This is a genomic window from Micromonospora polyrhachis, from assembly GCF_014203835.1.
GTDB lineage: Bacteria > Actinomycetota > Actinomycetes > Mycobacteriales > Micromonosporaceae > Micromonospora_H > Micromonospora_H polyrhachis.
This window is the reverse complement of record NZ_JACHJW010000001.1, coordinates 5,465,388-5,485,898: the sequence shown is the minus strand read 5'-3', so window position 1 is coordinate 5,485,898 and position 20,511 is coordinate 5,465,388. Positions and strand designations below refer to the sequence as shown.

Sequence of the window (20,511 nt, the reverse complement as noted above, 5' to 3'; positions counted from 1 at the left end):
CCGCATGGCAGCGATGCGAGACATTCGTTGGTCGCATACCAGCGTCAGCCCTAGCGTGGTGGCCATGTCAGAAATCGCAGTGCTGGGCACCGGTCAGATGGGGTCGGCGATGGTCCGTCGGCTGCTGGCCACCGGTCATCGGGTCACCGTGTGGAACCGCACCCCGGGCCGCGCCGCCGCGCTGGCTGAGGCGGGGGCGGTGCTCGCCGCCGCCCCCAGCCGCGCAGTGACCGGGGCCGACCTGGTGATCACCATGCTGACCGATGCGGGCGCGGTCGAGGCCGCTCTCTTCGGTTCCCCTACGTCCGGCAAGGGCGACGCGGTGGTGCACACGCTGCGTCCCGGCACGGTCGTGGTGCAGATGTCGACGATCAGCCCGGACGAGGTACGCCACATCGCCGACCGCCTGCCCGACACGGTGTCGCTCCTGGACGCGCCGGTCGGCGGCAGTGTCGACGCCGTCGCGGCCGGCAGTCTCACCATCTTCGCCGGTGGCCCAACTGCCGCCCTGGACCTCGTCGAACCCGTCCTGCGGCACCTCGGCACGATCCGTTCCTGTGGCCCGGTTGGTGCCGCCGCCGCGCTGAAACTCGTGGTCAACACCGCGATGCTCACCGCTCTCGGCGCGTTGCGCGACACCCTGACCGTGGCCGACGCGCTCGACGTCGACCGGGCGGTGGCGTTCGACGTACTCGCCGCCGGGCCGCTGGGCGGGGCGGTCAGGCGGGCGACCGCCACCGGCGCGTCGTTCGCGAACGCCCTGGCCGCCAAGGACGTACGGCTCGCCCTGCGCGACGTGACCACCAACGTTCCGGTGGCGACCGCCGCCCTCCAACTCCTGGTCGCCGCCGATCCGGCAGCGGACATCTGCACCCTCGTCAGTACGGAGCCCCGATGAATCTCACCCTGGACAACCCCTCGACCGTCGCCGCGCCGTTCGGCGACCGCTTCGCACACATCGCTCGGGTCGATCTCCCTGGGGGCGCGCTGCTCATGCTCTCCGGGCAGGTCGCGGTCGACGACATCGGCGAGGTGGTCGCACCGGGCGACGCAGCCACCCAGGCGGAACGGGTATTCGAAATCATCGACGGAGTACTCGCCGCCCACGGCGCGACGCTCGCCGACGTCCTGCACATCCGTACCTTCATGACCGATCTGGACGACCTGCCCGCCTACGGTGCGATACGCCGTCGACTCTTCCCGGCCGCCCCGGCAACCACTCCACCGGCGAGCACGACCGTCGAGGTCAGCCGACTCTTCCTGCCCGGAGCGGTGTTGGAGGTGGAGGTGACCGCAGTAGTGAAGGCATCGAAATGACGCGGCACCGCTGACGGTTGTTGTACTCCGCTGACTGTGCGTGGGCTCCGTTGCCGGTACCCGCCCCACCGTGGTGGATGCTGCGGGGAGGCACGGATGAGGGGCGTCTGCGAACATCGATGAATGGCTAAACCGCGTACGACGACCCCCAGCACCTGGCGGCGCCGGCTGGTCGAGGGGCTCACCTGCGGGCTGGTAAGTGCGCTGGCTGTTGTCGTGGTCGCCCTACGCCTCACCGATGAGGACTGGCATAGTTCCCCTCTCCCGATTCCCGTCCTGTGGCTGGCCGGAGTGGTGACCACCGCCGTACTGGCGGTCGTGGTCCTTCTGCTGGCTGGCCGCCGCCGCTCCCACCCGGTGCACCTGCTCGTCCCCCTTGCTTCCATGGTGGTGATACCGATGGGAGTGACGGCGGGCGGGCAGGCCCGGGACAAGTGGGCGATCGCGATCTGCTGGGCGGTTGTCGTGCTCGTGGTGCACCTCGCCCTGGCCATGGCGGCCCGTCCGGTCAGCGCCCGGCGGGCATTGCTGGCGGCGCTGGCGATAGTCGTCGCGCCGACTGGAGCCGTGTTGGTCGAACGGTTCAGTCAGGTCGCCTGGCGGGCCGACGACTTTCGGGCGGTTGGCGTACCGCTGGTGATGGTGGATGTGCCCGGATTCCACGCCGTGCGCGCCGGTGCCGGCAACTACAGCGTTGCGATCGTCCTCTCCGATCACCACAGGGCGGATACCTCCACCGGGCCCACCCTGAGAGTCGTCATCGAGCCCGCGCGGGGCCGTGAGAGGTGCGACGGTACGACCGACCGGGTTCTGATCGAGCCTTCATATGATGACCGGCTGAGCATCGTAGAGTTCTGCCTGGGCGATGCCCCCTATGAGATCACTGTGACGAGCTATTCGGCCGCCGATAGTCGGGACAGCTCGGATCGGGAGCAGTGGAGCCTCGGGCCGTTGATGAACCTGATGGCCCTACGACCGGTGTCCGCCGAGGACCTGGCCCGACTGCCGCCGGCCAACGTCTCGGAACCAGACTAGCTTTCTCCTGCGTTGACCGTTCTCAACGTACGTAGTCGCTGAGCAGGGCTGGGGTCAGACCGGCCCGGTGGATGGCGACGAGCGCGGCGATGAAGTCCTCGACGAACGCCGGGCGGAAGTGCATCAGCAGGATGTCGCCCGCCTGGACCGTCTTTCCCTTCTGGTAGCGGACCTTGCCCTCGTGCACCGTCTCGGTCCAGAAGAAGCCCGCCTTCATGCCACAGTCCCGGGCGGCCTTCAGGGTGGTGGTGTCCTTGTTGCCGAACGGCGGCCGGAAGAAGATCGGCCGGCGGCCGTACCACTTGCCGAGCTGGTCGGCCGATCCGCACAGCTCCCGGCGTTGCAGTGCGTACGACTGGCCGCGCAGGGACGGGTGACTGATCGTGTGCGCCTCGATGGTCACCTTGTCCGACTGGAGCTGTCGGAAGTAGTCGGGGTTGTCCTTGATCGAGTCGATGGTCAGGAAGAGCGTCACCGGCACCCCGGCCGCCGCCAGCAGTTCCCGGGCTTCCGGATGCTTCACCCAGCCGTCGTCGATGGTTATGAACGCCACCGGTTGACTGGTCGGGATCCGGTGGTACCAGGCCGCGTTCGGACCGTCCGGCACGGTGACCGGTTCCGGCGTTGGCGGGGCCGAGAACTGGGGCAGCCGGGCCGCGTACTTGCTGGCTGGCCGGGTCGGCGTGGGGGTGGCGGCGGTGGGCTCTGGACTGCCGCTGGCACCCGGCTGGGCAACGCCGGAGGGCACCGCCCGTGCCATGGTCCGCTGAACGGTCGCCCCTGGCACCCCGGAAACCAACAGGATCGCCGCCAGTACGGCGACTGCGACCGGCACGATCCGCATGTACCACCGGCTTCGCGGTCGCCGCCGTCCACTCTGATCTGACCCGGCATCGCTATCGCGAGATTGACTCACGTGCTGACTCTAGTGGTGGTGGCCCCGCCAACTCGTCGCGGGCGGGGCCAGGTCGATTCAGGAGGTCGATGAGGATCGCCGCCGCAGGACATTCCATGCGGAGCACTTGCCGTTTAGCGGAGTGCGTTACGGCAGCAAATCAACACCCACAAAAATCAGCACGTGGCGAATTCGTAGAGTCCGTTGCCATTATCGTCATGATAGTAGTAGCCGACGTTCCCGTCGTAGATCCAGCCATAAACATTGGTGCCCTCTAGGCGGCCGTAGTACCACACGTTGCCGTATTCGTTCTGATACTCGCAATGGAGCCAGATCTTTTTGCCAGCGCCGATCTCGAGGTTGTGCGAACACGCGGCGCGTGGACCGGTTCGCAGATACGTCATATGGTTGGAGACGACGTAACCTTCACCGTTTATCTGGGGAGCCCATCCGCAGTAGGCCTGGGCCGGCGAGGCGACCACAGCGGAGCCGAGTAGCGCCACGACTGTGGCTGCGAAGGCGACCAATATTCGCCGCATCGGGTGCAAGCGTTGCTGCTTTGGCATACTTTTCCTTCTTCTTGCTCACGGTTTTCGTGCGCCATCCTCCATTGTGGATCTTTGGCCGTCAACCCCACACCTGGCCGGTGTTTCCGACGCGCATCTTGACCAGCTCACTCACAGTCAGGTCAGTCAGTTCTCCAGGATGCCTGACCAAATAGTGGTATTGCCGCACACGGCGAGGGACTCACGATCGACAGATCACTGCTCGACGTTGGCACCTCAGGCCAGGGAACGGCGGACGACGGCCAGCAGTTGGGCCAGTCCGAACAGGGCGAGCAGGATCCACACGGCGCTGACCACCGTGATCGTGCCGGCGGCCAGGTCCGGCTGGATCAGACCGGTCACCCCGGCCGCCAGCAGCCCGACCAGCCCGACCGAGACCCGGGTGGGTCGCTCCCCGGCGGTCACCGTGCCGATCTCCTTCATTCCCGCCGAGACGGCACGAGCCCGTACGTACTCGTGCAGCCAGGACAGCGCGCCGGCCGCCACGACCAGGATCCCCGGCGCACCGACCAACCAGAAGGCGACCAGCCAGCAGGCCTCACCGAACCGGTCGGCCACCGAGTCGTAGACGTAGCCGAGCCGACTGTAGCGGTTGGTGACCACGGCGAGCGCGCCGTCGACGCTGTCCGCCACCGCCGAGAGCACGACCAGGCCCGCGCCGATGAGCGGTCCGGTCGGGGTACGCAGCACCGCCACCGGTACGGCGACGGAGAGCAGCACGCCGACCACGGTCACCGCGCTCGGGGTCACCCGCAGCCTGGCGAGCAGATAACCGATCCGGTATGCCATCCGCAGCCAGCCGCGTACGCTCGGCGCGGCCAGTCGGGGGTCGAATCCCCCGTGTAGCCGCGCCCAGATGGCCGCGTAGTCGTCCCAGCTCAGTCTCACCCGTGTGCCCACCACCCAACTCAACCTGTCAGCGGCGGCTCAGGTAGCGCGCCAGCCCGGATTACACCCGAGCGGCGAGCTGGAGGTTATGCCAGACCTTCCGGGTCGCGGTGGACCGGTTGAGGGTGATGAAGTGGATGCCCGGCACGCCCTCGTCGAGCAGTCGCCGGCACATCTCGCTGGCCTGTTCGATACCGAGTCGACGTACCGCCTCAGGATCGTCGGCGATCCGCTCGAAGCGGGTGGCCAGGGCCGGTGGGAAGGGGGCTCCGGAGAGCTGGACCGAACGTTCGATGGTGCCGATCTGCGTCACCGGCATCACGCCCGGCACGATCGGCGTGTCACAGCCGGCGGCGGCGACCCGGTCCCGCAGGCGCAGATAGTCGTCGGCGTCGAAGAACATCTGGGTGATGGCGAAGTCGGCCCCGGCTCGGCACTTGCGGACGAAGTGGGCGGTGTCGGTGGTGATGTCGGGTGACCTGGGGTGTTTGTAGGGGAAGGCCGCCACTCCGACACTGAAGTCGCCGGACTCCCGTACCAGCCGGACCAGTTCCTCGGCGTAGAGCATGCCCTCGGGATGCTGGATCCACTCACCGGTCGGGTTGCCCGGCGGGTCACCCCGCACGGCGAGGACGTTGCGCACCCCTGCGCCGGCCAGTCGGCCGATGACGTGCCGCAGTTCGGCGACGGAGTGGTTGACGGCAGTCAGGTGCGCCATGGGCAGCAGGGTGGTCTCGGTGGCGACCCGCTCGGTGGCCGAGACCGTGGTGTCCCGGGTCGTCCCACCCGCGCCGTAGGTGATCGACACGAACGACGGCCGCAACGGCTCCAACTCCCGGATCGCCTGCCACAGCTGCCGCTCGCCCTCGGCGGTCTTCGGCGGTAGGAACTCGAACGAGAAGGTCGGGCGGGAACCCTGGATCAGCTCCCCGATCGACGGCTGCGACTGAGGGAGAACGGAGGGAAGACCGAGTGCCACCCTCCGACCCTACCGGTCCGGCGGCTCCGACTCACCGGATTCCCGGTGTCCTTCCCACCCGGTGGACCGGGGCAGGTCCTGCCAGGCCGAGATCAGCCCCCGCTCGGCGAGGCGGCGGCCGTAGCAGGGCCACGGCTCACCGCAGGTCTGGCAGGCCGGTGGCTGAGCTGGATCGCCCACCACAGGAACATGATCGCGGTACAGCCGGATGGCCAGTCGCCACGCCATGGGCCTCGGGACTCCGGCCGGCGGCTCGTCGGGCGGGTTCTCCAGGTCGAACGGCAACTCGCTCATCGGCTCACTCCTCGCGGTCGTTCGGATGACGTGGGTTTCCACGACGTCCGCCAGCAAACCGCCGGAGGGGCAAGCAGGGAGGAGCCAGCACAGGGGGCCAGCCGAGCTGGCCCCCGGGGCCAGCTACGTCGGCCAGCCACCTGGGCCGGCGGATTGTCGTACCAGTGGGGTAGAAGGGAACACAGCGTGTACGGGGCAGCCAGCTGTCCCGGGGGTCGCACGCGGGGGTCACATCCAGTCGCGGACCGCGACCGGCTGCCCGACGCCGGCTCACCTGGCGTCGGGCGGGCCAGGGAACCCGGTTCGCCGGAGAAGCCGGTTCACCAGGGAGCCGGTTCGCACGACAGCTCAGCGGGAGGACCCCCGTGACACCGCCCGATCCATACCCGTGGCCCGACCGGTCGACGCTCCTCGGCCCGCTGCTCACCCAGCTTCGGCTGGCCCATGGCTGGAGTCAGCTCGACGTGGCCGAACGGCTGTGCCAGGCATCCGGCCTGGCCACCCTGAGCCGACACGAGATCTCCCGCTGGGAACGGCAGCAGCGCGTGCCCGGCGACTTCTGGCTGGGCTGGCTCGCCACCGTACTGGAGGTGCCCCTCGATTGCCTGACGGCCGCTGCCACGGCCACCCTGAGGGTGCGGGGCCGCTCGGCCGGGCCCGGCCCGACCCCGATGCCGGACCGGCAGCGCCTGATCACGCTGGCCCACGCCTGGCTCGCCGACCCGACCGGTCCACTCAGCGCCGACCTGGGCGATTTGCCCTTCCCCCCAGCCACCTCGACCACCGGCCCGACAGGTGGCGCAGGAATCACCATGGCCGACATCACCAACCTACGGCGGCTGGACGACCTGGTCGGCGGGGTGGACCTGCTGCACCAGGGCCTGGACCAACTGGCCCGGGCGCGTTCCGTACTGGCTGGTCCCGAGGCGGCCACCCGCCGTTCGGGCCGCTCCCTCGTCGCCACCGCCGGGCAGCTCGCCGGCTGGCTGGCCGCCGACGCCGGAGCCGAGCAGACGGCGTGGGACGCGTACCGGTTGGCCCTGGTCACCGCCGCCGCCGACGGCGACCGATGCCTGGCGGCGCACGTCCTCGGCTCGGCCAGTCATCTACTCGCCAGCCTCGGCGAAGCGGCCGGTGCCCTGATCCTGGCCCAGACCGCATACGCCGGGTCGCGCCGACGGGCGACCCCCGGCGTACGCGCGCTGCTGCTGCACCGGATCGCCTTCGCCGCGGCTCTCGACGGGCGAACCCGGGCCGCCCAGACCGCGCTCACCGCCGCGCATCGGGCCGCCGACCGGCGCGATCCGGCCCACGACCCGCCGTGGCTCTACTGGCTCGACGACACCGAACTCACCGCGATGACCGGCCGCTGCCTGGCCGCGTTGCGTCGACCGTTACGCGCCGAGCCGCTGCTGGCGCAGGCCCGGCACCAGGTGGCACCCGGTCGAAGCTCGGCGGTCTACGGTGCCTGGCTGGCCCGCACCTACCTGCGCCTCGGCGAGGTGGAACAAGCCTGCGTGATCGCGGACGCGGCGCTACTCGACGCCATCCGGGTCGGGTCCGTGCGAGCGGCCACCGAACTGGTGCGGGTACGCCGGCAACTAGCGCCGCACCGGGATGAACCGGCGGTACGGCAACATACCGCCCTGGTCGCCGCAGCCCATTCCTACCTACCGACACCGGTCGTACTTCGATGACCGCCGTACCTGCCGGGCATCCTGCGGTCGGGGTCGCAACCGGGGCGAGCATGTCCAACGGCTAGCGTCATGGCGTGACCCACAAGGATCCCGTCCCCCTGCTGGACCGCGCCGGTCTCCGGCAGCGGGTCGACAAGGCACTGACCGAGTTCCTGTCCCACCGACGTAGCTGGCTGACCAGCGTCGATGACGGGCTGGTGCCGGTCGCCGACGCCGTCGAGGCGTTCGTGCTCCGGGGCGGCAAACGACTACGCCCCGCCTTCGCCTACTGGGGCTACCGGGCCGCCGGTGGAGTCGACTCCGACCACGTCGTGGCGGGGCTCGCCGCCCTGGAACTCGTACAGGCCAGCGCGCTGATCCACGACGACCTGATGGACCGCTCGGACACCCGACGCGGTGAACCGGCCGTACACCGACGGTTCGCCATCGCGCACCGTGCGACCGGGTGGAGCGGCAACGCCGACAGTTTCGGGGAATCCGCAGCCATCCTCCTCGGTGACCTGTGCCTGGTCTGGTCGGACGAGCTGCTGCACAGCAGCGGGCTCGACCCGGTGGCACTGGCTCGGACCCGCCCGGTCTTCGACGAGATGCGTGCCGAGGTCACCGTCGGGCAGTATCTCGACGTGCTCACCCAGGCCACCGGGGACACCTCGGTGGCGCGGGCCAGCAAGGTGGCCCGCTACAAGTCGGCGAAATACACGGTGGAACGGCCGCTACTGCTCGGTGCCGCGCTCGCCGAGGCACCCGCCACGATCCACCACGCCTACTCCGGCTACGGGCTACCGCTGGGCGAGGCGTTCCAGCTCCGCGACGACGTGCTCGGCGTCTTCGGTGACCCGGAGCAGACCGGCAAACCGGCCGGGGACGACCTACGCGAGGGTAAGCGGACCTATCTCGTGGCCGCGGCCCTGGCAGCGGCCGACCGGGCGGGCCGCGTGCTGCTGACCGAACGGCTGGGCGACCCGGGGCTCGACTCGGCCGGCGTCGACCAGCTCCGGGAGATCATCAGGGCCAGCGGGGCGTTGGAGCGGACCGAGCAGCGGATCGCCAGCCTCACCGAGACCGCGCTGACCGCGCTCTCCGGCGTCGAACTGGACAGCGAGTCCCGGCAGATGCTGGTCGAACTGGCGGTCGCGGCGACCCGTCGACGGGACTGACCCCACTGGCACCCGGTCCCGCTGCTCGACTCCGAGCGACACTCGCACTGTGGGATCCTCGGGGCGTGCCCGGTCCCGTTCACCTCGTACGGCTCCGGATGGCCGGGCTCGCCGCGACCACCCTGATGGCCGTCGGCGCGTACTGGGCGGGGGCGACGCCCGACGCGGACCCGGACGCCGCTCTGCGGCCTGCTGGCCCGCTGGCCGACTCCTGGCCCTACTGGCTCGGGCTCGCCGGCTGGCTCACCGGTCTGATCGCCCTCATCGTGACCTGGTGGCGGCTCGGCGGGCGGCTGCGCCCTCCCCCGGTGTCGGGGGCGCTGCCGGGGTCGGTATCGCTGCGCTGGCTGTTGGGGACCGGCGCGCTCTGGGCGGTGCCGTTGCTGGTCGCCCCGCCGATGGGCAGCCGGGACGTGTACGCGTACGCCTGCCAGGGGGCGGTGTGGCTGGACGGCACCGATCCGTACGTCGAGGGGGTGGCGGCCGGCGGCTGCCCGTGGGTGGAGACCGTGCCACCGCTGTGGCGGGACACCCCGACACCGTACGGCCCGCTGGCGGTCGCGCTGGCCGGTGCCGTGGTCGCCGTCGCCCGGATGGTGGCCACCTCGACTGACGGACAACTGCTCGTCGCGCTCGGCCTCTTCCGGGCCGTCGCACTGGCCGGCAGCCTGCTCGTCGCCGGATACGTACCGCGCCTGGCCCGACTCTGCGGTGTCGACCCGGTGGCCGCTGCCTGGCTCGGCCTGGTCTCCCCCCTGGTCGCGGTGCACGTGGTGGCCGGGGTGCACAACGACGCGTTGCTGGTGGGCCTGCTGCTGGCCGCCCTGGGCATGGCCGCCGACCGACCACCCTCCTGTCAGACCCGGGAACGAGCGCTTCGTCGGCACATTGTTCTGGTCGGCGCGGGGGCGGCGGTGGGCCTGGCCATCGCCATCAAGGTCACCGCGCTGGTCGCGCTGCCGTTCGTCATCCTGCTGGCCACGGTGGCCGGCTCCCGGTCGCAGGCGGGCCCGGGGACGACGGTGGGCACCCCTCGATCGCGGGCGCGCCTGGGAGCGGCGGCACGTGCGTCAGGGGTGGTGCTCGCCGGGGCGGTGCTGGCATTCGCCGGCCTGAGCCTGGTGACCGGTCTCGGTCTGGGCTGGCTCGGAGCACTGCGCGACACCGGTGAACTGGTGCAGTGGACGTCGCTACCGACCGGCCTGGGCATGTCCGCCGGCTATCTGCTGCGGCTGGTCGGGCGACCGGAGGCATTCGACAGCGCGGTGACCGTCGCCCGGGTGCTGGGCTTCGCCACCCTGGCGGCGGTCTCGGCGGCGCTGGTCGTACGCGCCTGGCGTGCGACCGCCGAGCCGGGAGCACCCGGCCGACGGGGGGTGCTGGTGGCCGCTGGAAGCACCCTCGCCGCGCTGGCCCTGCTCTCCCCGGTGTTCTACCCCTGGTACGGCCTCACCGCGATCGCGGTGCTCGCCGGGGCGGTGGCAGACCACCGCTGGCAGCGGCGGCTCGCGGGAGTCGTCGTGGTGCTCAGTCTCCTGGTGCTGCCCAACGGGCAGGGCGTGGCGGCGCTGACCAAGCTGCCCGGTGCCCTGCTCGACGTGGTCCTCGTCGTTGCGCTGATCGTGGTCACGGTCCGCCGAGGTGCGGGGAAGAGCCCCTCCCAAGGCAAGATGCGATAGCAAGGGACTTCGCGACACCGCACATCTCACCCCTACCGCCCTACGCTCACGTCTAGCGCCGGGCGCGCTGCACGCCTCGTCGGCCCAGCCAGACCCACACGGACAGGGTCAGCAGCACCAGGGCGAACCCGAACAGCAGGTCCTCCACCGGGGCGTAGACCACCCGCAACCCGATGATCGCCTCCGGGTCGTACCGGACGATGTCGCGACCGGTCAGGATGCCGTTGGAGATCAGCTGGAAGAAGATGATGATCGGATAGGTCGCCCAGAACACCGCATGCCGCACCAGCCGGGTACGCAGCACGAAGAGGTCGACCAGTACGGCGCCGACCACACCGAGCAGCGCCGCGACCGTGTACGTCACTCCTCGTCACCTGCCGGCCAGCCGCGCACCACCCGTACCGCCTCGAAGCCGAGGATGGCGCAGATCGGCACCACGATGAAGAAGAGCAGCTCGTCCAGGGGCAACCCGCCGGGCAACATGACCCCGGTGATCTGCTCCGGGTCGAAGGTCCAGTGTCCGGCGGCGATCGCCGCCAGATCCCACAGGACGAAGATCACAATTACCGGCACCAAGGTGAGCAGCAGGCGCTTCCAGCGCCGCAGAACGCCGACCCGGAGGACCGGCTCCAGCCACAGGGCGCAGAAGGCACAGCCGGCCAAAACGGCAAGGTAGGCGAAATGTCCCATGCCGGGGTGGTCAGAAGCCCAGCGCCTGCGCCCGACGCTTGACCTCTCGGGCGCGGTCACCACCGAGCGCCTCCGCCGGGGTGCCAGGCAACGTGGCGTCGGCCAGGTAGAGCCAGCGCAGCGCCGCGTCGTCGTCGTACCCCGCGTCGTACAGCAGGTTGAGCACACCGGGCAGGTGCTTGCGCACCGTACTGTTCGCGACCAGCTCGGCGGGCACCCGGCGGATGCCGTCCTGGCGGACCGCGATCAGCTCCCGCTCGCGGATCATCTGGTGCACCTTGCTGATGGACACGTCAAGGCGTTCGGCCACTTCCGGCAGGGTCAACCAGCCGGCCGGGGCGACGGGTACGGGTTCGGTCACCCGATCACCCTGCCACGCCCGCCCCGGGCCCGGTCAACGGGCACCCTCGTCAGAAAGGGGCCCTTCCCATACAAAAAGTGATGACAACGGGCCCTACCTTACGCCTCGGTCGGCTGGGCTGGGCCTGTCGCCGGACACCACCTGTGGCATCCTGTTCTGCCTTCACCCTCCGGACACATAGACTGCCTGCCGATGGACATTCAGGTCGCCGATACGTTGCTGGGTTCGCTGGTCGACGGGCGCTACCGTATTCGCGGTCGCGTGGCCCGTGGTGGCATGGCAACCGTGTACACCGCCACGGACGAGCGGCTGGACCGCACCGTGGCTCTGAAGATCATTCACCCGAGCCAGGCGAACGACGCACAACAGCGCCCGGGTGGATTCCTGGACAGGTTCACCGACGAGGCCAAGACCATCGCCCGGCTGACCCATCCCAACGTGGTCGCGGTCTACGACCAGGGCACCCACGCCGGCCTGCCCTACCTGGTCATGGAGTACGTCCGGGGTCGCACCCTGCGCGACATCCTCGTCGAACGGCACCGCCTCAAGCCGGACGAGGCACTGGCGATCCTTGAGCAGATGCTCGCCGCGATCGCCGCTGCCCACCGGGCCGGCCTGGTGCACCGCGACGTCAAACCGGAGAACGTACTGGTCGCCGAGGCGCCCAGCGGCGGCACCGGTGATCTTGTCGACAGTGTGGTGAAGGTCGCCGACTTCGGCCTGGCCCGCGCGGTGGAGGCCAGCTCGGACGAGGATGCGGGCGGCCAGCTGTTGGCGACCGTGGCCTACGTCGCCCCGGAACTGGTCACCGACGGCCACGCCGACCCTCGCACCGACGTCTACGCGGCCGGGATCGTGCTGTTCGAGATGCTCACCGGTCGGGTCCCGTACGACGGTGACCGACCGGTCGACGTGGCGTGGCAGCACGTCGACCGGGACGTGCCGCTGCCCTCGACCCTGGTCCCCGGGCTGCCCCCGGTGCTCGACGAGCTGGTGACGCGCGCCACCCGACGTGATCCGGCCGCCCGCCCCACCGATGCCGGCAGCCTGCTGACCGAGGTGCAGGCCGCCCACGAGAACCTGGGCGGCGGCACCAGCAACGACAGCACCACCGTGCTCCGGCGGGTGACCGACCCCACCACGGCGATCGCCCAGCCGACCATGGTCGTCTCGGCGGTACGCCCCAGCGATACCCGGCCGTCCTGGGCCCGGCTGCCAGAACAGACCGGGCAGACCCGGACGCACCGACGGCGGGCGGCGGCGCAGTCGTCCGGGTTCGGCGGGCGGCTACTGGAGTTCCGCGACCGGGTGATGGCCCATCCCCGAGGCGGCGTCGCGGCGATCGCCACCGTCGTGGCCCTGGTCCTGGTGGTCGCCCTGACCGGCTGGTGGTTCGGGTTCGGCCGATACACGGTCGCTCCGGAACTGGTCGCCATGACGAAGGCAGATGCCGAGTCGACAGCGACGAAGGCCGGACTGTCCCTGACCTACGGCACCCCCCGCTACGACGCGAAGGCCGCCAAGGACACGGTGATCAGCCAGGACCCGCCGTCCAGCGAGCGAATCGTCAAGGGCGGCACGATCACCCTGATCCTGTCCCTGGGGCCGGACCGTTTCCCGGTGCCGGACGTGGTGGGCAAGACCCTCGAACTCGCCCAGATCGACCTGGAGGCCGCAGGTCTGGTGGTGGTGCAGGGTCCCCAGCGCTACGACGACAGCCTGCCCGCTGGCGTGGTCGTCGCGGTGACTCCGAAGGTGGGTGCCGAGGTCAGCCCCAACAGCAAGATCACCGTCACGGTCAGCAAGGGTCGGGCCCCGCTCTCCGTACCGAACCTCGTGGGCAAGAGCGTCACCGAGGCAAGGTCGATGTTGACGCAGCTCGGACTGGTGCCCGTGGAGACCTACAAGGACTCCGACAAGCCGAAGGACCAGGTCATCGGCCAGAGCCCGGCCGATGGTGCCGGGGTGGAGAAGGGCACCGAGGTTAAGCTGGAGGTCAGCAAGGGGCCGCCGGCGGTGGTCGTGCCGAGGGTGGTTGACCTGCCGTGCGCGGCTGCCAAGCAGCAACTGGAGGGCCTGGGCTTCCCGGTCAACGTGCAGTTCAACCCGAACGGGACTGTCCGCTACCAGAACCCGGGCGAGAACGCCCAGGTACCCCCGGGTACCCAGATCACGATCGGATGTCTCTGACATGTCACTGAACCGGCCGGTGGGGTCGCACACTCCCACCTCCGGCGGGCTGGCCAAGGCCGCCCTGCCGTACCTGGACGCGGCCGGATCCGAGGTGGCGCAGATCTACGTCGGCAACTCCCGGGGCTGGGCGTTGCCGGCCGGCAACCCGGCCCAGGACGCCGCGTTCCGGGACGGCTGCGCCGAACGCGGAATCCCGACGTACATCCACGCATCCCTGCTGGTCAACCTCGGTTCGCCCACTCCGGCGACGGTGGAGAAGTCGACCGCCACGCTGGCGCACGCGCTGCGCCGGGGGGCGGCGATCGGCGCGGCCGGGGTGGTCTACCACGCCGGCAGCGCGGTGGACGACGGCCACGCCGACGCGGCCATGCGACAGGTACGCGAGGCGCTGCTGCCGCTGCTCGACGAGGCGGCCAACACCGAAGGGCCGAAGCTGCTGGTCGAGCCGAGCGCGGGCGGCGGTCGGTCGTTGGCCTCCCGGGTCGAGCACCTGGGCCCATACCTGGATGTGGTGGAGTGGCACCCGTGGCTGGGCGTCTGCCTGGACACCTGCCATGCCTGGGCGGCCGGGCACGATCTGGCCTGCGAGGGTGGAATGACCCAGACGATCGACGATCTGGTCGCCACGGTCGGATCCGACCGGCTGTGGCTGGTGCACGCCAACGATTCGATGGACCTGCGCGGATCGACCCGGGACCGGCACGAGACGATCGGTAAGGGCAGCATCGGCGAGCCGGCGTTCGCCGAGCTGATGACCCATCCGGCCACTGCGGGCGTACCGGTGGTGGTGGAGACCCCGTCGGAGGGGCACGCCGGTCACGCGGCGGACATCGCCACCCTCAAGCGTTTCCGCCCCTGACGCGTTTCCGTCCCGGCGTTGACCCTGACCCTGGCCCAGCCAGGGGCAGGCCGGGCCGGGGTCAACGCCGGAAGATGCCGGTGAGTACCCCGACGGCCCGGTCGATCGCCGCGTCGTCGAGGTCGAGGTGGGTGACGAGCCGCGCGGTCCGTGGCCCGAGCACCGAGACGAGTACGCCCGCGGCGCGGGCCCGCGCCGCCAGGGTGGGCGCGTCCAGGGCGCACTTGGTCAGGTCCAGCGGCACGATGTTGGTACGTACCGTGCCGTCTCCGGCCACCACGGCGAACGGGGCCAGTGCCTCGGCCAGTCGGGCGGCCCGTGCGTGGTCCTCGACCAGCCGGTCGAGGTGGTGCCGCAGCGCGTACCGACCGGCGGCGGCCAGGACGCCAACCTGCCGCATGCCACCACCGAGCCGCTTGCGGATCTGTCGGGCCCGTTCGATCTTCTCCGCGCTGCCCACCATCAGGGAGCCGACCGGGGCACCGAGCCCCTTGGAGAGGCAGACCGACAGGCTGTCGAACAGCTCGCCGTAGCTGGCCAGCGGCACCCCGTCGGCGATGTGGGCGTGCCAGATCCGGGCACCGTCGCAGTGCAGCCCCACCCCGGCGTCGTCGGCGATCCGGCGCAGCTCGCGCAGGGTCGTCAGCGGGATGACTCCGCCGCCGCCCCGGTTGTGGGTCTGCTCCACGGCGATCGCCCGGGTCGGCACCGCGTGGTAGCCGTCCGGCCGGACCATGCCGGCCACCACCGCCGGGTCGATGGCCGCGCCCACCGCCGACCAGGTACGCGACGAGACTCCCCCGTACGCGGCGGCGGCACCGACCTCGTACGTCACCACGTGCGCGTCGGCGTCGCAGAGCAGTTCGTAGCCGGGTGGCACCAGCACCTGGAGGGCGATCTGGTTGGCCATCGACCCGGTCGGGGCGAACAGGGCCGCCTCGTGCCCGAACATCGCCGCGACCTCGGCCTCCAGGGCGTTGACGGTCGGGTCCTCGCCGTACACGTCGTCGCCGACCTCGGCCTCGGCCATGGCGACGCGCATCCCGGCGGTGGGCCGGGTCACCGTGTCCGACCGCAGGTCGACGAGGCGGGGAGCCGCACCTGCGGGTGCCGGTTCAGCCACGCAGCATCTCCGCCACCAGGAAGGCCAGTTCCAGCGACTGCTGGGTGTTGAGCCGGGGGTCGCAGGCGGTCTCGTACCGGTCGGGCAGGTCGAGGTCCTCGATGCCCTGCGCGCCGCCCAGACACTCGGTGACGTCCTCGCCGGTCAGTTCGACGTGCAGCCCGCCCGGGTGGGTCTCCAGGCCCCGGTGCACCTCGAAGTAGCCGAGCACCTCGTCGACGATCCGGTCGAAGTGCCGGGTCTTGTAGCCGTTGGACGACTCGTGGGTGTTGCCGTGCATCGGGTCGCACTGCCACACCACCTTGGCCCCGGCAGCGGACACCTTCGCCACGATCGGCGGCAGGGCGTCCCGGACCCGGTGGTTGCCCATCCGGCTGATCAGGGTGAGCCGGCCGGGAATGTTGTCCGGGTTGAGCTTCTCGCAGAGTTCGAGCGCCTCGTCGGGGGTGGTGGTCGGGCCGAGCTTGACGCCGATCGGGTTGGCGATCCGGGAGATGAAGTCGATGTGCGCCCCGTCGATCTGCCGGGTGCGCTCACCGATCCAGAGGAAGTGGCCGGAGAGTCCGTACGCCCGGTTGGCGGAGACCCGGGTGAGCGCCCGGTCGTACTCCAGCGCCAGCGCCTCGTGCGAGCAGTAGAGGGTGACCGTACGCAGCGCCTCGTCCTGGGTCATCCCGCAGGCCCGGATGAACGCCAGCGCCCGGTCGATCTCCCGGGCGATCGCCTCGTAGCGCTCCCCCGCCGGGGAGGTCTTGACGAAGCCCTTGTTCCAGTCGTGTACGGCGTGCAGGTCGGCCAGCCCACCGGCCAGGTAGGCGCGGAGCATGTTCATCGCCGCCGCCGAGTTGGCGTACGCCCGGATCATGCGCTGTGGGTCGGCGACGCGGGCCTCCGGCACCGCCTCCAGCGAGTTGATCATGTCGCCCCGGTACGCGGGCAGACCGCGCGCATCCGTCGGCAGCGACCTCGGCTTGGTGTACTGGCCGGCGACCCGGGCCACCTTTACCACCGGCAGCGACGCCCCGTACGTGAGCACGATGGCCATCTGCAGGAGGGTGCGCGCGTTGGCCAGGAGGTGGCTCTCGGTGTTGTCGGTGAACGTCTCGGCACAGTCGCCGCCCTGCAACAGGAAGGCCTTGCCCTCACAGACCAGGGCCAGCCGTTGCCGCAGCTGGTCGACCTCGTACGGCGCAACGACCGACGGGACATTGTCGAGGATCTTGCACACCTCGTCGACCACCGCCGGGTCGGGCCAGGGCGGAGTCTGGGCCCGGGGCAGGTCCCGCCACCGGTCAAGGCCGAGGGCCTCGTCCTCGGCCGAGTCGATGGTGGGGCGGCTGGTCTGCAGACCGGGGTTGTCCACCCCCGGGTAGCTCAACTGGTGCCACTCTTGGCGCATGTAGGAAAGCGTACGGCGACGGTCGCGGCCCCGGGGCGGCGAGGGGCACCGTTCCGGCTCGTGGGACCCCGCTGGTCAGCCGGACCAGCCGGACCAGCCGGGTCGACTGCGGTTGGCCGGGTCGGCCCAACGCTCCTCGTTCGGGGTAGGACCGGCGGTGCGACCAGCCCCGCTGACTCGGCCTCCGGTGGCCGGGAAAACCGGGGTACGGCTCACGCCAACCGCAGGCGCACAGGTCACCGCTGCCATGACCCACGGCCGTCGCGCCCAACGGACCGTGGCCGGGGAGTGCCGAGCAGGTTCCGGCTCCGGCGGTTCGGGGGGCAGCGATTCGACTATGTCAGCTCCGATGATCAATAGGGAGCGTCAGCGTAGCGACAGTGAGGGGCATCCACCAGGTTGATTCGCCCTCACGTCAGGGCAGCGGGTGGGCGATGTCCCGGGCATGGTCGGTGACCGCCCCGCCGACCACCGTCGCCTCGACCGGAAGCACCTCCAGACAGCGCCGCACCGCGACCCCCATCAGCACGTTCGGCACTCGCATCGAGAGTGTGCAGTGCGGCACCCAGCGCCCCGGCTGGTAGTGCTCGGAGAGGGCGAGCCCGGCCCGGGTCAGCCGGACATACACCGAAGCCTGGTGGGCCAGCAGTTCGGGGGTGGGCACCAGCCCCAGCCACAGCACCCGGCCGACGAACTGGCCGGCGTACTGGAACGACAACCGTAACGGCGGGGCCACTGGTGCCCCGGCCAGTGCTCCGGCGACCTGCTCGGGGTCGAGCCGGGGGGCGACCGCCAGCGAGACGTGCGGCCGGTGCCGCTGCCCAAGCAACGAACGCATGCTCTGCACGCCCTCGGACTCCAGCGCGTTCCACAGCACCCGGATCCGCCGGGTGGCGTCGGTGTCGAGAAAGAGTTCCAGTGCCGCGACCACCGGCCCACCCTAGGGGAAGGGTCCAGGGGCACCCGGCGGCAGTCCGTTCCGGCGGCTCGGGACGACAGTCCGTTCCGGCGGCTCGGGGCGACAGTCCGTTCCGGCGGCTCGGGGCGACAGTCCGTTCCGGCGGCTCGGGGCGACAGTCTGCTCAGGTGAGGACGTCGTCCTCGTCGAGGGTGAGAGCCTCCTCCATGCAACGGAGGAACCGCCGGAACGTCGCCATGAAGGTGCGGATGGGCAGACCGCCGGTCACGGTGATGTCGCAGTCGAAGCAGAAGCTGCCTCGTTCGGTCACCGAGGCCCGGACCAGGACCATCACGTCATTGATCTTGTTGGCCAGCTGGAGTCGGTCTTCCAGCGCGGAGTCCGGGTCCACCCCGAACATGGACATGAGACGGATCCGCTCACCGTTCTCCCGCGGCAGGACCAGCACCCGGTAGTTGTCCCGCACCACCAGGTCGCCGTCGTCGTCCAGGGATGTCTCCAGGTACGCGCTATCGAAGATCCTGCGTAGCCCCTCGGTGGTGACGTCCTCCGGATCGAGTGTCCCGCCTGCCATCTGTCGTCCTCCCCGAGTAGACCCACCACAAACCCAAAACCGCTGATATCTCATGTCACGCACTTTCGAAGCCTGCGCGGGCGCTCACAGGCTACTTGGGACAGTCGAGCGCACTCAAAACGGGCGGGGAGCCGGCGCAGCCAAGACGGGCGGGGGCCGGGTCGCCCGGCCCCCGCCACGCGTGGGGTACTTCGTCGGACTGCGGCCTAGCCGAGGCCGCTCTTGATGGCACCGATCAGCTCACCGTTGCTGGTGTCACCGGAGAGCTCCCAGAAGAAGGATCCGCCGAGGCCCTGACTCTTGGCATAGGCCATCTTGCCGTTGATGGTGCTGGGAGTGTCGTAGCTCCACCAGTTGCTGCCGCACTTGGCGTACGCCGTACCGGCCACGGTGCCGGTCGCCGGGCAACTGTTCTTGAGCACCTTGTAGTCCTCGATGCCCTGCTCGTAGGTGCCCGGGGCCGGGCCGGTGGCCGTACCGCCCGGGGTGGCCTGGGTGACGCCGGTCCAGCCACGACCGTAGAAGCCGATACCGAGGAGCATCTTGTTGGCCGGAATGCCCTTGCCCTTCAGCTTCTGGATCGCCGCGTCGGACCAGAAGCCCTGTTGCGGAATGCCGGTGTACGAGTGCAGCGGAGAGTGCGGAGCGGTCGGCCCCTGCGCCGCCCAGGCGCCGAAGAAGTCGTACGTCATGGGCATGATCCAGTCGAGGTGCGGCATCGCCCCGGCGTAGTCGGTCGCGTCGATCTTGCCGCCGCTGCTGCCGTCCGCCGTGATCGCGGCGGTGACCAGGTTGGCCGCGCCGAACTTGGCGCGGACCGCGGCGACCAGGTTCTTGAAGGCGTTCGGCCCGCTGGTGTCACAGGTCAGGCCGCAGGCGTTCGGGTACTCCCAGTCGAGGTCGATGCCGTCGAATACATCCGCCCAGCGCGGATCCTCGACCAGGTTGTAGCAGGACTGGGCGAACGCGGCCGGGTTCTGCGCGGCCTGGGTGAAGCCGCTGGACCAGGTCCAGCCACCGAAGGACCAGATCACCTTCAGGTGCGGGTACATCTGCTTGAGCTTGCGCAACTGGTTGAAGTTGCCGCGTAGTGGCTGGTCCCAGGTGTCGGCGACGCCGTCGACACTGTCCGCCGCCGTGTACGCCTTGTCGTAGTCGGCGTAGCTGTCCCCGATCGAGCAGCGCCCGCCGGTGGTGTTACCGAAGGCGTACATGATGTGGGTGAGCTTGGCGGCCGAGCCGCTGGTGTGGATGTTCTTGACGTGGTAGTTCCGGGCGTAGACGCCCCACTCGGCGAAGTAGCCGACGACCTTGCCGTTCCCGCCTGGCGGGTCGGTCGGCGGCGGGGTGGTGGGCGGCACCGACGTCGGCGGGACGCTGGTCGGTGTCGCGGTCGGCGTGCTGCCACCGGAGCAGGACGCACCGTTGATCGTGCAGTTCAGCGGCGACCGGTAGCCGCCGCTGCCGATGTAGCCCCAGTTCGCGGACGCTCCGGGGGCGAGCGCGCCGGCCCAGCTCTTCTTCACCGCGACGTAGTGGTCGCCGGTACGGGTCACGTCGGCGTCCCAGAAGCTGTTCAGAGTGGTGCCAGCGGGCAGGTCGAACTCGACCCGCCAGTTGCTGACCGGGGCGTCGGTGCCGTTGGTGACCGTGACCCGGACCTCGTGGCCGGAGCCCCAGTCCGAGGCGACGGCGAAGGTGGTGGTCAGATTTCCTGCTCCGAGCGCCGCGGTGACCGGCACCGCCGCGACGGCCAGGACCATCGCGGCACCGGCCCAGAGGGCTCGACGGAGGGATCGCTTCATGTGACTCTCCATATTAGTTAGGAAAGTTTCCAGAAAGTTAAGGAGACGCTACTCACGCCCCATCACCCCGTCAAGATGCAA

21 protein-coding genes are annotated in these 20,511 nt (G+C 70.1%); 8 read left to right on the top strand and 13 right to left on the bottom strand.

The window, feature by feature from the left end; translation table 11 throughout:
* The first annotated feature begins 64 nt into the window (after positions 1 to 64).
* The 3 genes from FHR38_RS24320 (at position 65) to FHR38_RS24310 (ending at position 2,352) form a co-directional block, all read left to right on the top strand.
* On the top strand, positions 65 to 898 hold the full coding sequence (locus FHR38_RS24320; RefSeq protein WP_184536837.1) for an NAD(P)-dependent oxidoreductase: 834 nt from the start codon (positions 65 to 67) through the stop codon (positions 896 to 898).
* A complete protein-coding gene (locus FHR38_RS24315) occupies positions 895 to 1,317 on the top strand; it encodes a RidA family protein (protein ID WP_184536836.1) in 423 nt (140 codons plus the stop codon). Before FHR38_RS24320 ends, FHR38_RS24315 begins: the two co-directional genes overlap by 4 nt.
* Before the next feature lie 123 nt (positions 1,318 to 1,440).
* Complete coding sequence (locus FHR38_RS24310) at positions 1,441 to 2,352, top strand: hypothetical protein (protein ID WP_184536835.1); 912 nt, start codon at positions 1,441 to 1,443, stop codon at positions 2,350 to 2,352.
* Positions 2,353 to 2,374: 22 nt separating this feature from the next.
* On the opposite strand, the gene FHR38_RS24305 is transcribed toward FHR38_RS24310, so the two are convergent.
* The 5 genes from FHR38_RS24305 to FHR38_RS24285 all read right to left on the bottom strand — a co-directional run bounded on the left by FHR38_RS24305 (position 2,375) and on the right by FHR38_RS24285 (position 5,974).
* Positions 2,375 to 3,196 carry a polysaccharide deacetylase family protein gene (locus FHR38_RS24305; protein ID WP_246446732.1) on the bottom strand — a complete coding sequence of 274 codons (822 nt, stop codon included), beginning with the start codon at positions 3,194 to 3,196 and terminating at the stop codon, positions 2,375 to 2,377.
* A gap of 227 nt (positions 3,197 to 3,423) precedes the next feature.
* Positions 3,424 to 3,813, bottom strand: a complete 390-nt coding sequence (locus FHR38_RS24300) for a hypothetical protein (RefSeq protein WP_184536834.1) — start codon at positions 3,811 to 3,813, stop codon at positions 3,424 to 3,426.
* 216 nt (positions 3,814 to 4,029) lie between these two features.
* Positions 4,030 to 4,716, bottom strand: a complete 687-nt coding sequence (locus FHR38_RS24295) for a CDP-alcohol phosphatidyltransferase family protein (protein WP_184536833.1) — start codon at positions 4,714 to 4,716, stop codon at positions 4,030 to 4,032.
* Positions 4,717 to 4,762: 46 nt separating this feature from the next.
* Complete coding sequence (gene metF / locus FHR38_RS24290) at positions 4,763 to 5,680, bottom strand: methylenetetrahydrofolate reductase [NAD(P)H] (protein WP_184536832.1); 918 nt, start codon at positions 5,678 to 5,680, stop codon at positions 4,763 to 4,765.
* A gap of 9 nt (positions 5,681 to 5,689) precedes the next feature.
* On the bottom strand, positions 5,690 to 5,974 hold the full coding sequence (locus FHR38_RS24285) for a hypothetical protein (RefSeq protein ID WP_184536831.1): 285 nt from the start codon (positions 5,972 to 5,974) through the stop codon (positions 5,690 to 5,692).
* A 365-nt stretch (positions 5,975 to 6,339) separates the two neighbouring features.
* Between FHR38_RS24285 and FHR38_RS24280 the strand changes: the two genes are divergently transcribed.
* From FHR38_RS24280 to mptB, 3 genes are all read left to right on the top strand, one after another.
* Positions 6,340 to 7,671, top strand: a complete 1,332-nt coding sequence (locus FHR38_RS24280) for a helix-turn-helix domain-containing protein (RefSeq protein ID WP_184536830.1) — start codon at positions 6,340 to 6,342, stop codon at positions 7,669 to 7,671.
* A gap of 74 nt (positions 7,672 to 7,745) precedes the next feature.
* A complete protein-coding gene (locus tag FHR38_RS24275; RefSeq protein ID WP_184536829.1) occupies positions 7,746 to 8,828 on the top strand; it encodes a polyprenyl synthetase family protein in 1,083 nt (360 codons plus the stop codon).
* A gap of 65 nt (positions 8,829 to 8,893) precedes the next feature.
* Positions 8,894 to 10,507, top strand: a complete 1,614-nt coding sequence (gene mptB / locus FHR38_RS24270) for a polyprenol phosphomannose-dependent alpha 1,6 mannosyltransferase MptB (protein WP_184536828.1) — start codon at positions 8,894 to 8,896, stop codon at positions 10,505 to 10,507.
* Between the two features lie 52 nt (positions 10,508 to 10,559).
* On the opposite strand, the gene FHR38_RS24265 is transcribed toward mptB, so the two are convergent.
* From FHR38_RS24265 to FHR38_RS24255, 3 genes are read right to left on the bottom strand one after another with little or no spacing between them, the layout of a single operon-like run.
* Positions 10,560 to 10,871, bottom strand: coding sequence for a lycopene cyclase domain-containing protein (locus FHR38_RS24265; RefSeq protein ID WP_184536827.1), 312 nt, complete (start codon positions 10,869 to 10,871; stop codon positions 10,560 to 10,562).
* Positions 10,868 to 11,197 carry a lycopene cyclase domain-containing protein gene (locus FHR38_RS24260; protein WP_184536826.1) on the bottom strand — a complete coding sequence of 110 codons (330 nt, stop codon included), beginning with the start codon at positions 11,195 to 11,197 and terminating at the stop codon, positions 10,868 to 10,870. The genes FHR38_RS24265 and FHR38_RS24260 overlap by 4 nt, the downstream gene beginning before the upstream one ends.
* A 10-nt stretch (positions 11,198 to 11,207) precedes the next feature.
* Complete coding sequence (locus tag FHR38_RS24255) at positions 11,208 to 11,558, bottom strand: Rv2175c family DNA-binding protein (protein ID WP_184536825.1); 351 nt, start codon at positions 11,556 to 11,558, stop codon at positions 11,208 to 11,210.
* Between the two features lie 192 nt (positions 11,559 to 11,750).
* Between FHR38_RS24255 and pknB the strand changes: the two genes are divergently transcribed.
* Both pknB and FHR38_RS24245 read left to right on the top strand, forming a co-directional pair.
* Positions 11,751 to 13,748: a Stk1 family PASTA domain-containing Ser/Thr kinase gene (pknB, locus tag FHR38_RS24250; protein ID WP_184536824.1), complete on the top strand. Its 1,998-nt coding sequence runs from the start codon at positions 11,751 to 11,753 to the stop codon at positions 13,746 to 13,748.
* 1 nt (position 13,749) lies between these two features.
* Complete coding sequence (locus tag FHR38_RS24245; protein ID WP_184536823.1) at positions 13,750 to 14,610, top strand: deoxyribonuclease IV; 861 nt, start codon at positions 13,750 to 13,752, stop codon at positions 14,608 to 14,610.
* A gap of 61 nt (positions 14,611 to 14,671) precedes the next feature.
* Here FHR38_RS24245 and FHR38_RS24240 read toward each other — a convergent pair whose 3' ends face one another.
* From FHR38_RS24240 to FHR38_RS24220, 5 genes are all read right to left on the bottom strand, one after another.
* Positions 14,672 to 15,733 carry a threonine aldolase family protein gene (locus tag FHR38_RS24240; protein ID WP_312882381.1) on the bottom strand — a complete coding sequence of 354 codons (1,062 nt, stop codon included), beginning with the start codon at positions 15,731 to 15,733 and terminating at the stop codon, positions 14,672 to 14,674.
* Positions 15,726 to 17,132 (bottom strand): class II 3-deoxy-7-phosphoheptulonate synthase, encoded by a 1,407-nt coding sequence (locus FHR38_RS24235; RefSeq protein WP_184536822.1) that lies wholly within the window; start codon positions 17,130 to 17,132, stop codon positions 15,726 to 15,728. The genes FHR38_RS24240 and FHR38_RS24235 overlap by 8 nt, the downstream gene beginning before the upstream one ends.
* Before the next feature lie 415 nt (positions 17,133 to 17,547).
* The gene (locus tag FHR38_RS24230; RefSeq protein ID WP_184536821.1) at positions 17,548 to 18,063 is read right to left on the bottom strand and encodes a 2'-5' RNA ligase family protein; all 516 of its coding nucleotides are present in this window, start codon (positions 18,061 to 18,063) and stop codon (positions 17,548 to 17,550) included.
* 151 nt (positions 18,064 to 18,214) lie between these two features.
* Positions 18,215 to 18,625 (bottom strand): YbjN domain-containing protein, encoded by a 411-nt coding sequence (locus FHR38_RS24225; RefSeq protein WP_184536820.1) that lies wholly within the window; start codon positions 18,623 to 18,625, stop codon positions 18,215 to 18,217.
* A 206-nt stretch (positions 18,626 to 18,831) separates the two neighbouring features.
* On the bottom strand, positions 18,832 to 20,430 hold the full coding sequence (locus FHR38_RS24220; RefSeq protein ID WP_184536819.1) for a glycosyl hydrolase family 18 protein: 1,599 nt from the start codon (positions 20,428 to 20,430) through the stop codon (positions 18,832 to 18,834).
* Positions 20,431 to 20,511 lie beyond the last annotated feature (81 nt).

What these genes read in the sequence shown, in the direction of transcription:
- FHR38_RS24300 (WP_184536834.1), bottom strand. Translation starts at nt 3,813, where the DNA reads ATGCCAAAGCAGCAACGCTTGCACCCGATGCGGCGAATATTGGTCGCC.
- pknB (WP_184536824.1), top strand. Translation starts at nt 11,751, where the DNA reads ATGGACATTCAGGTCGCCGATACGTTGCTGGGTTCGCTGGTCGACGGG.
- FHR38_RS24285 (WP_184536831.1), bottom strand. Translation starts at nt 5,974, where the DNA reads ATGAGCGAGTTGCCGTTCGACCTGGAGAACCCGCCCGACGAGCCGCCG.
- FHR38_RS24245 (WP_184536823.1), top strand. Translation starts at nt 13,750, where the DNA reads ATGTCACTGAACCGGCCGGTGGGGTCGCACACTCCCACCTCCGGCGGG.
- FHR38_RS24320 (WP_184536837.1), top strand. Translation starts at nt 65, where the DNA reads ATGTCAGAAATCGCAGTGCTGGGCACCGGTCAGATGGGGTCGGCGATG.
- FHR38_RS24225 (WP_184536820.1), bottom strand. Translation starts at nt 18,625, where the DNA reads ATGGCAGGCGGGACACTCGATCCGGAGGACGTCACCACCGAGGGGCTA.
- FHR38_RS24235 (WP_184536822.1), bottom strand. Translation starts at nt 17,132, where the DNA reads ATGCGCCAAGAGTGGCACCAGTTGAGCTACCCGGGGGTGGACAACCCC.
- FHR38_RS24310 (WP_184536835.1), top strand. Translation starts at nt 1,441, where the DNA reads ATGGCTAAACCGCGTACGACGACCCCCAGCACCTGGCGGCGCCGGCTG.
- FHR38_RS24220 (WP_184536819.1), bottom strand. Translation starts at nt 20,430, where the DNA reads ATGAAGCGATCCCTCCGTCGAGCCCTCTGGGCCGGTGCCGCGATGGTC.
- FHR38_RS24315 (WP_184536836.1), top strand. Translation starts at nt 895, where the DNA reads ATGAATCTCACCCTGGACAACCCCTCGACCGTCGCCGCGCCGTTCGGC.
- FHR38_RS24305 (WP_246446732.1), bottom strand. Translation starts at nt 3,196, where the DNA reads ATGCGGATCGTGCCGGTCGCAGTCGCCGTACTGGCGGCGATCCTGTTG.
- FHR38_RS24260 (WP_184536826.1), bottom strand. Translation starts at nt 11,197, where the DNA reads ATGGGACATTTCGCCTACCTTGCCGTTTTGGCCGGCTGTGCCTTCTGC.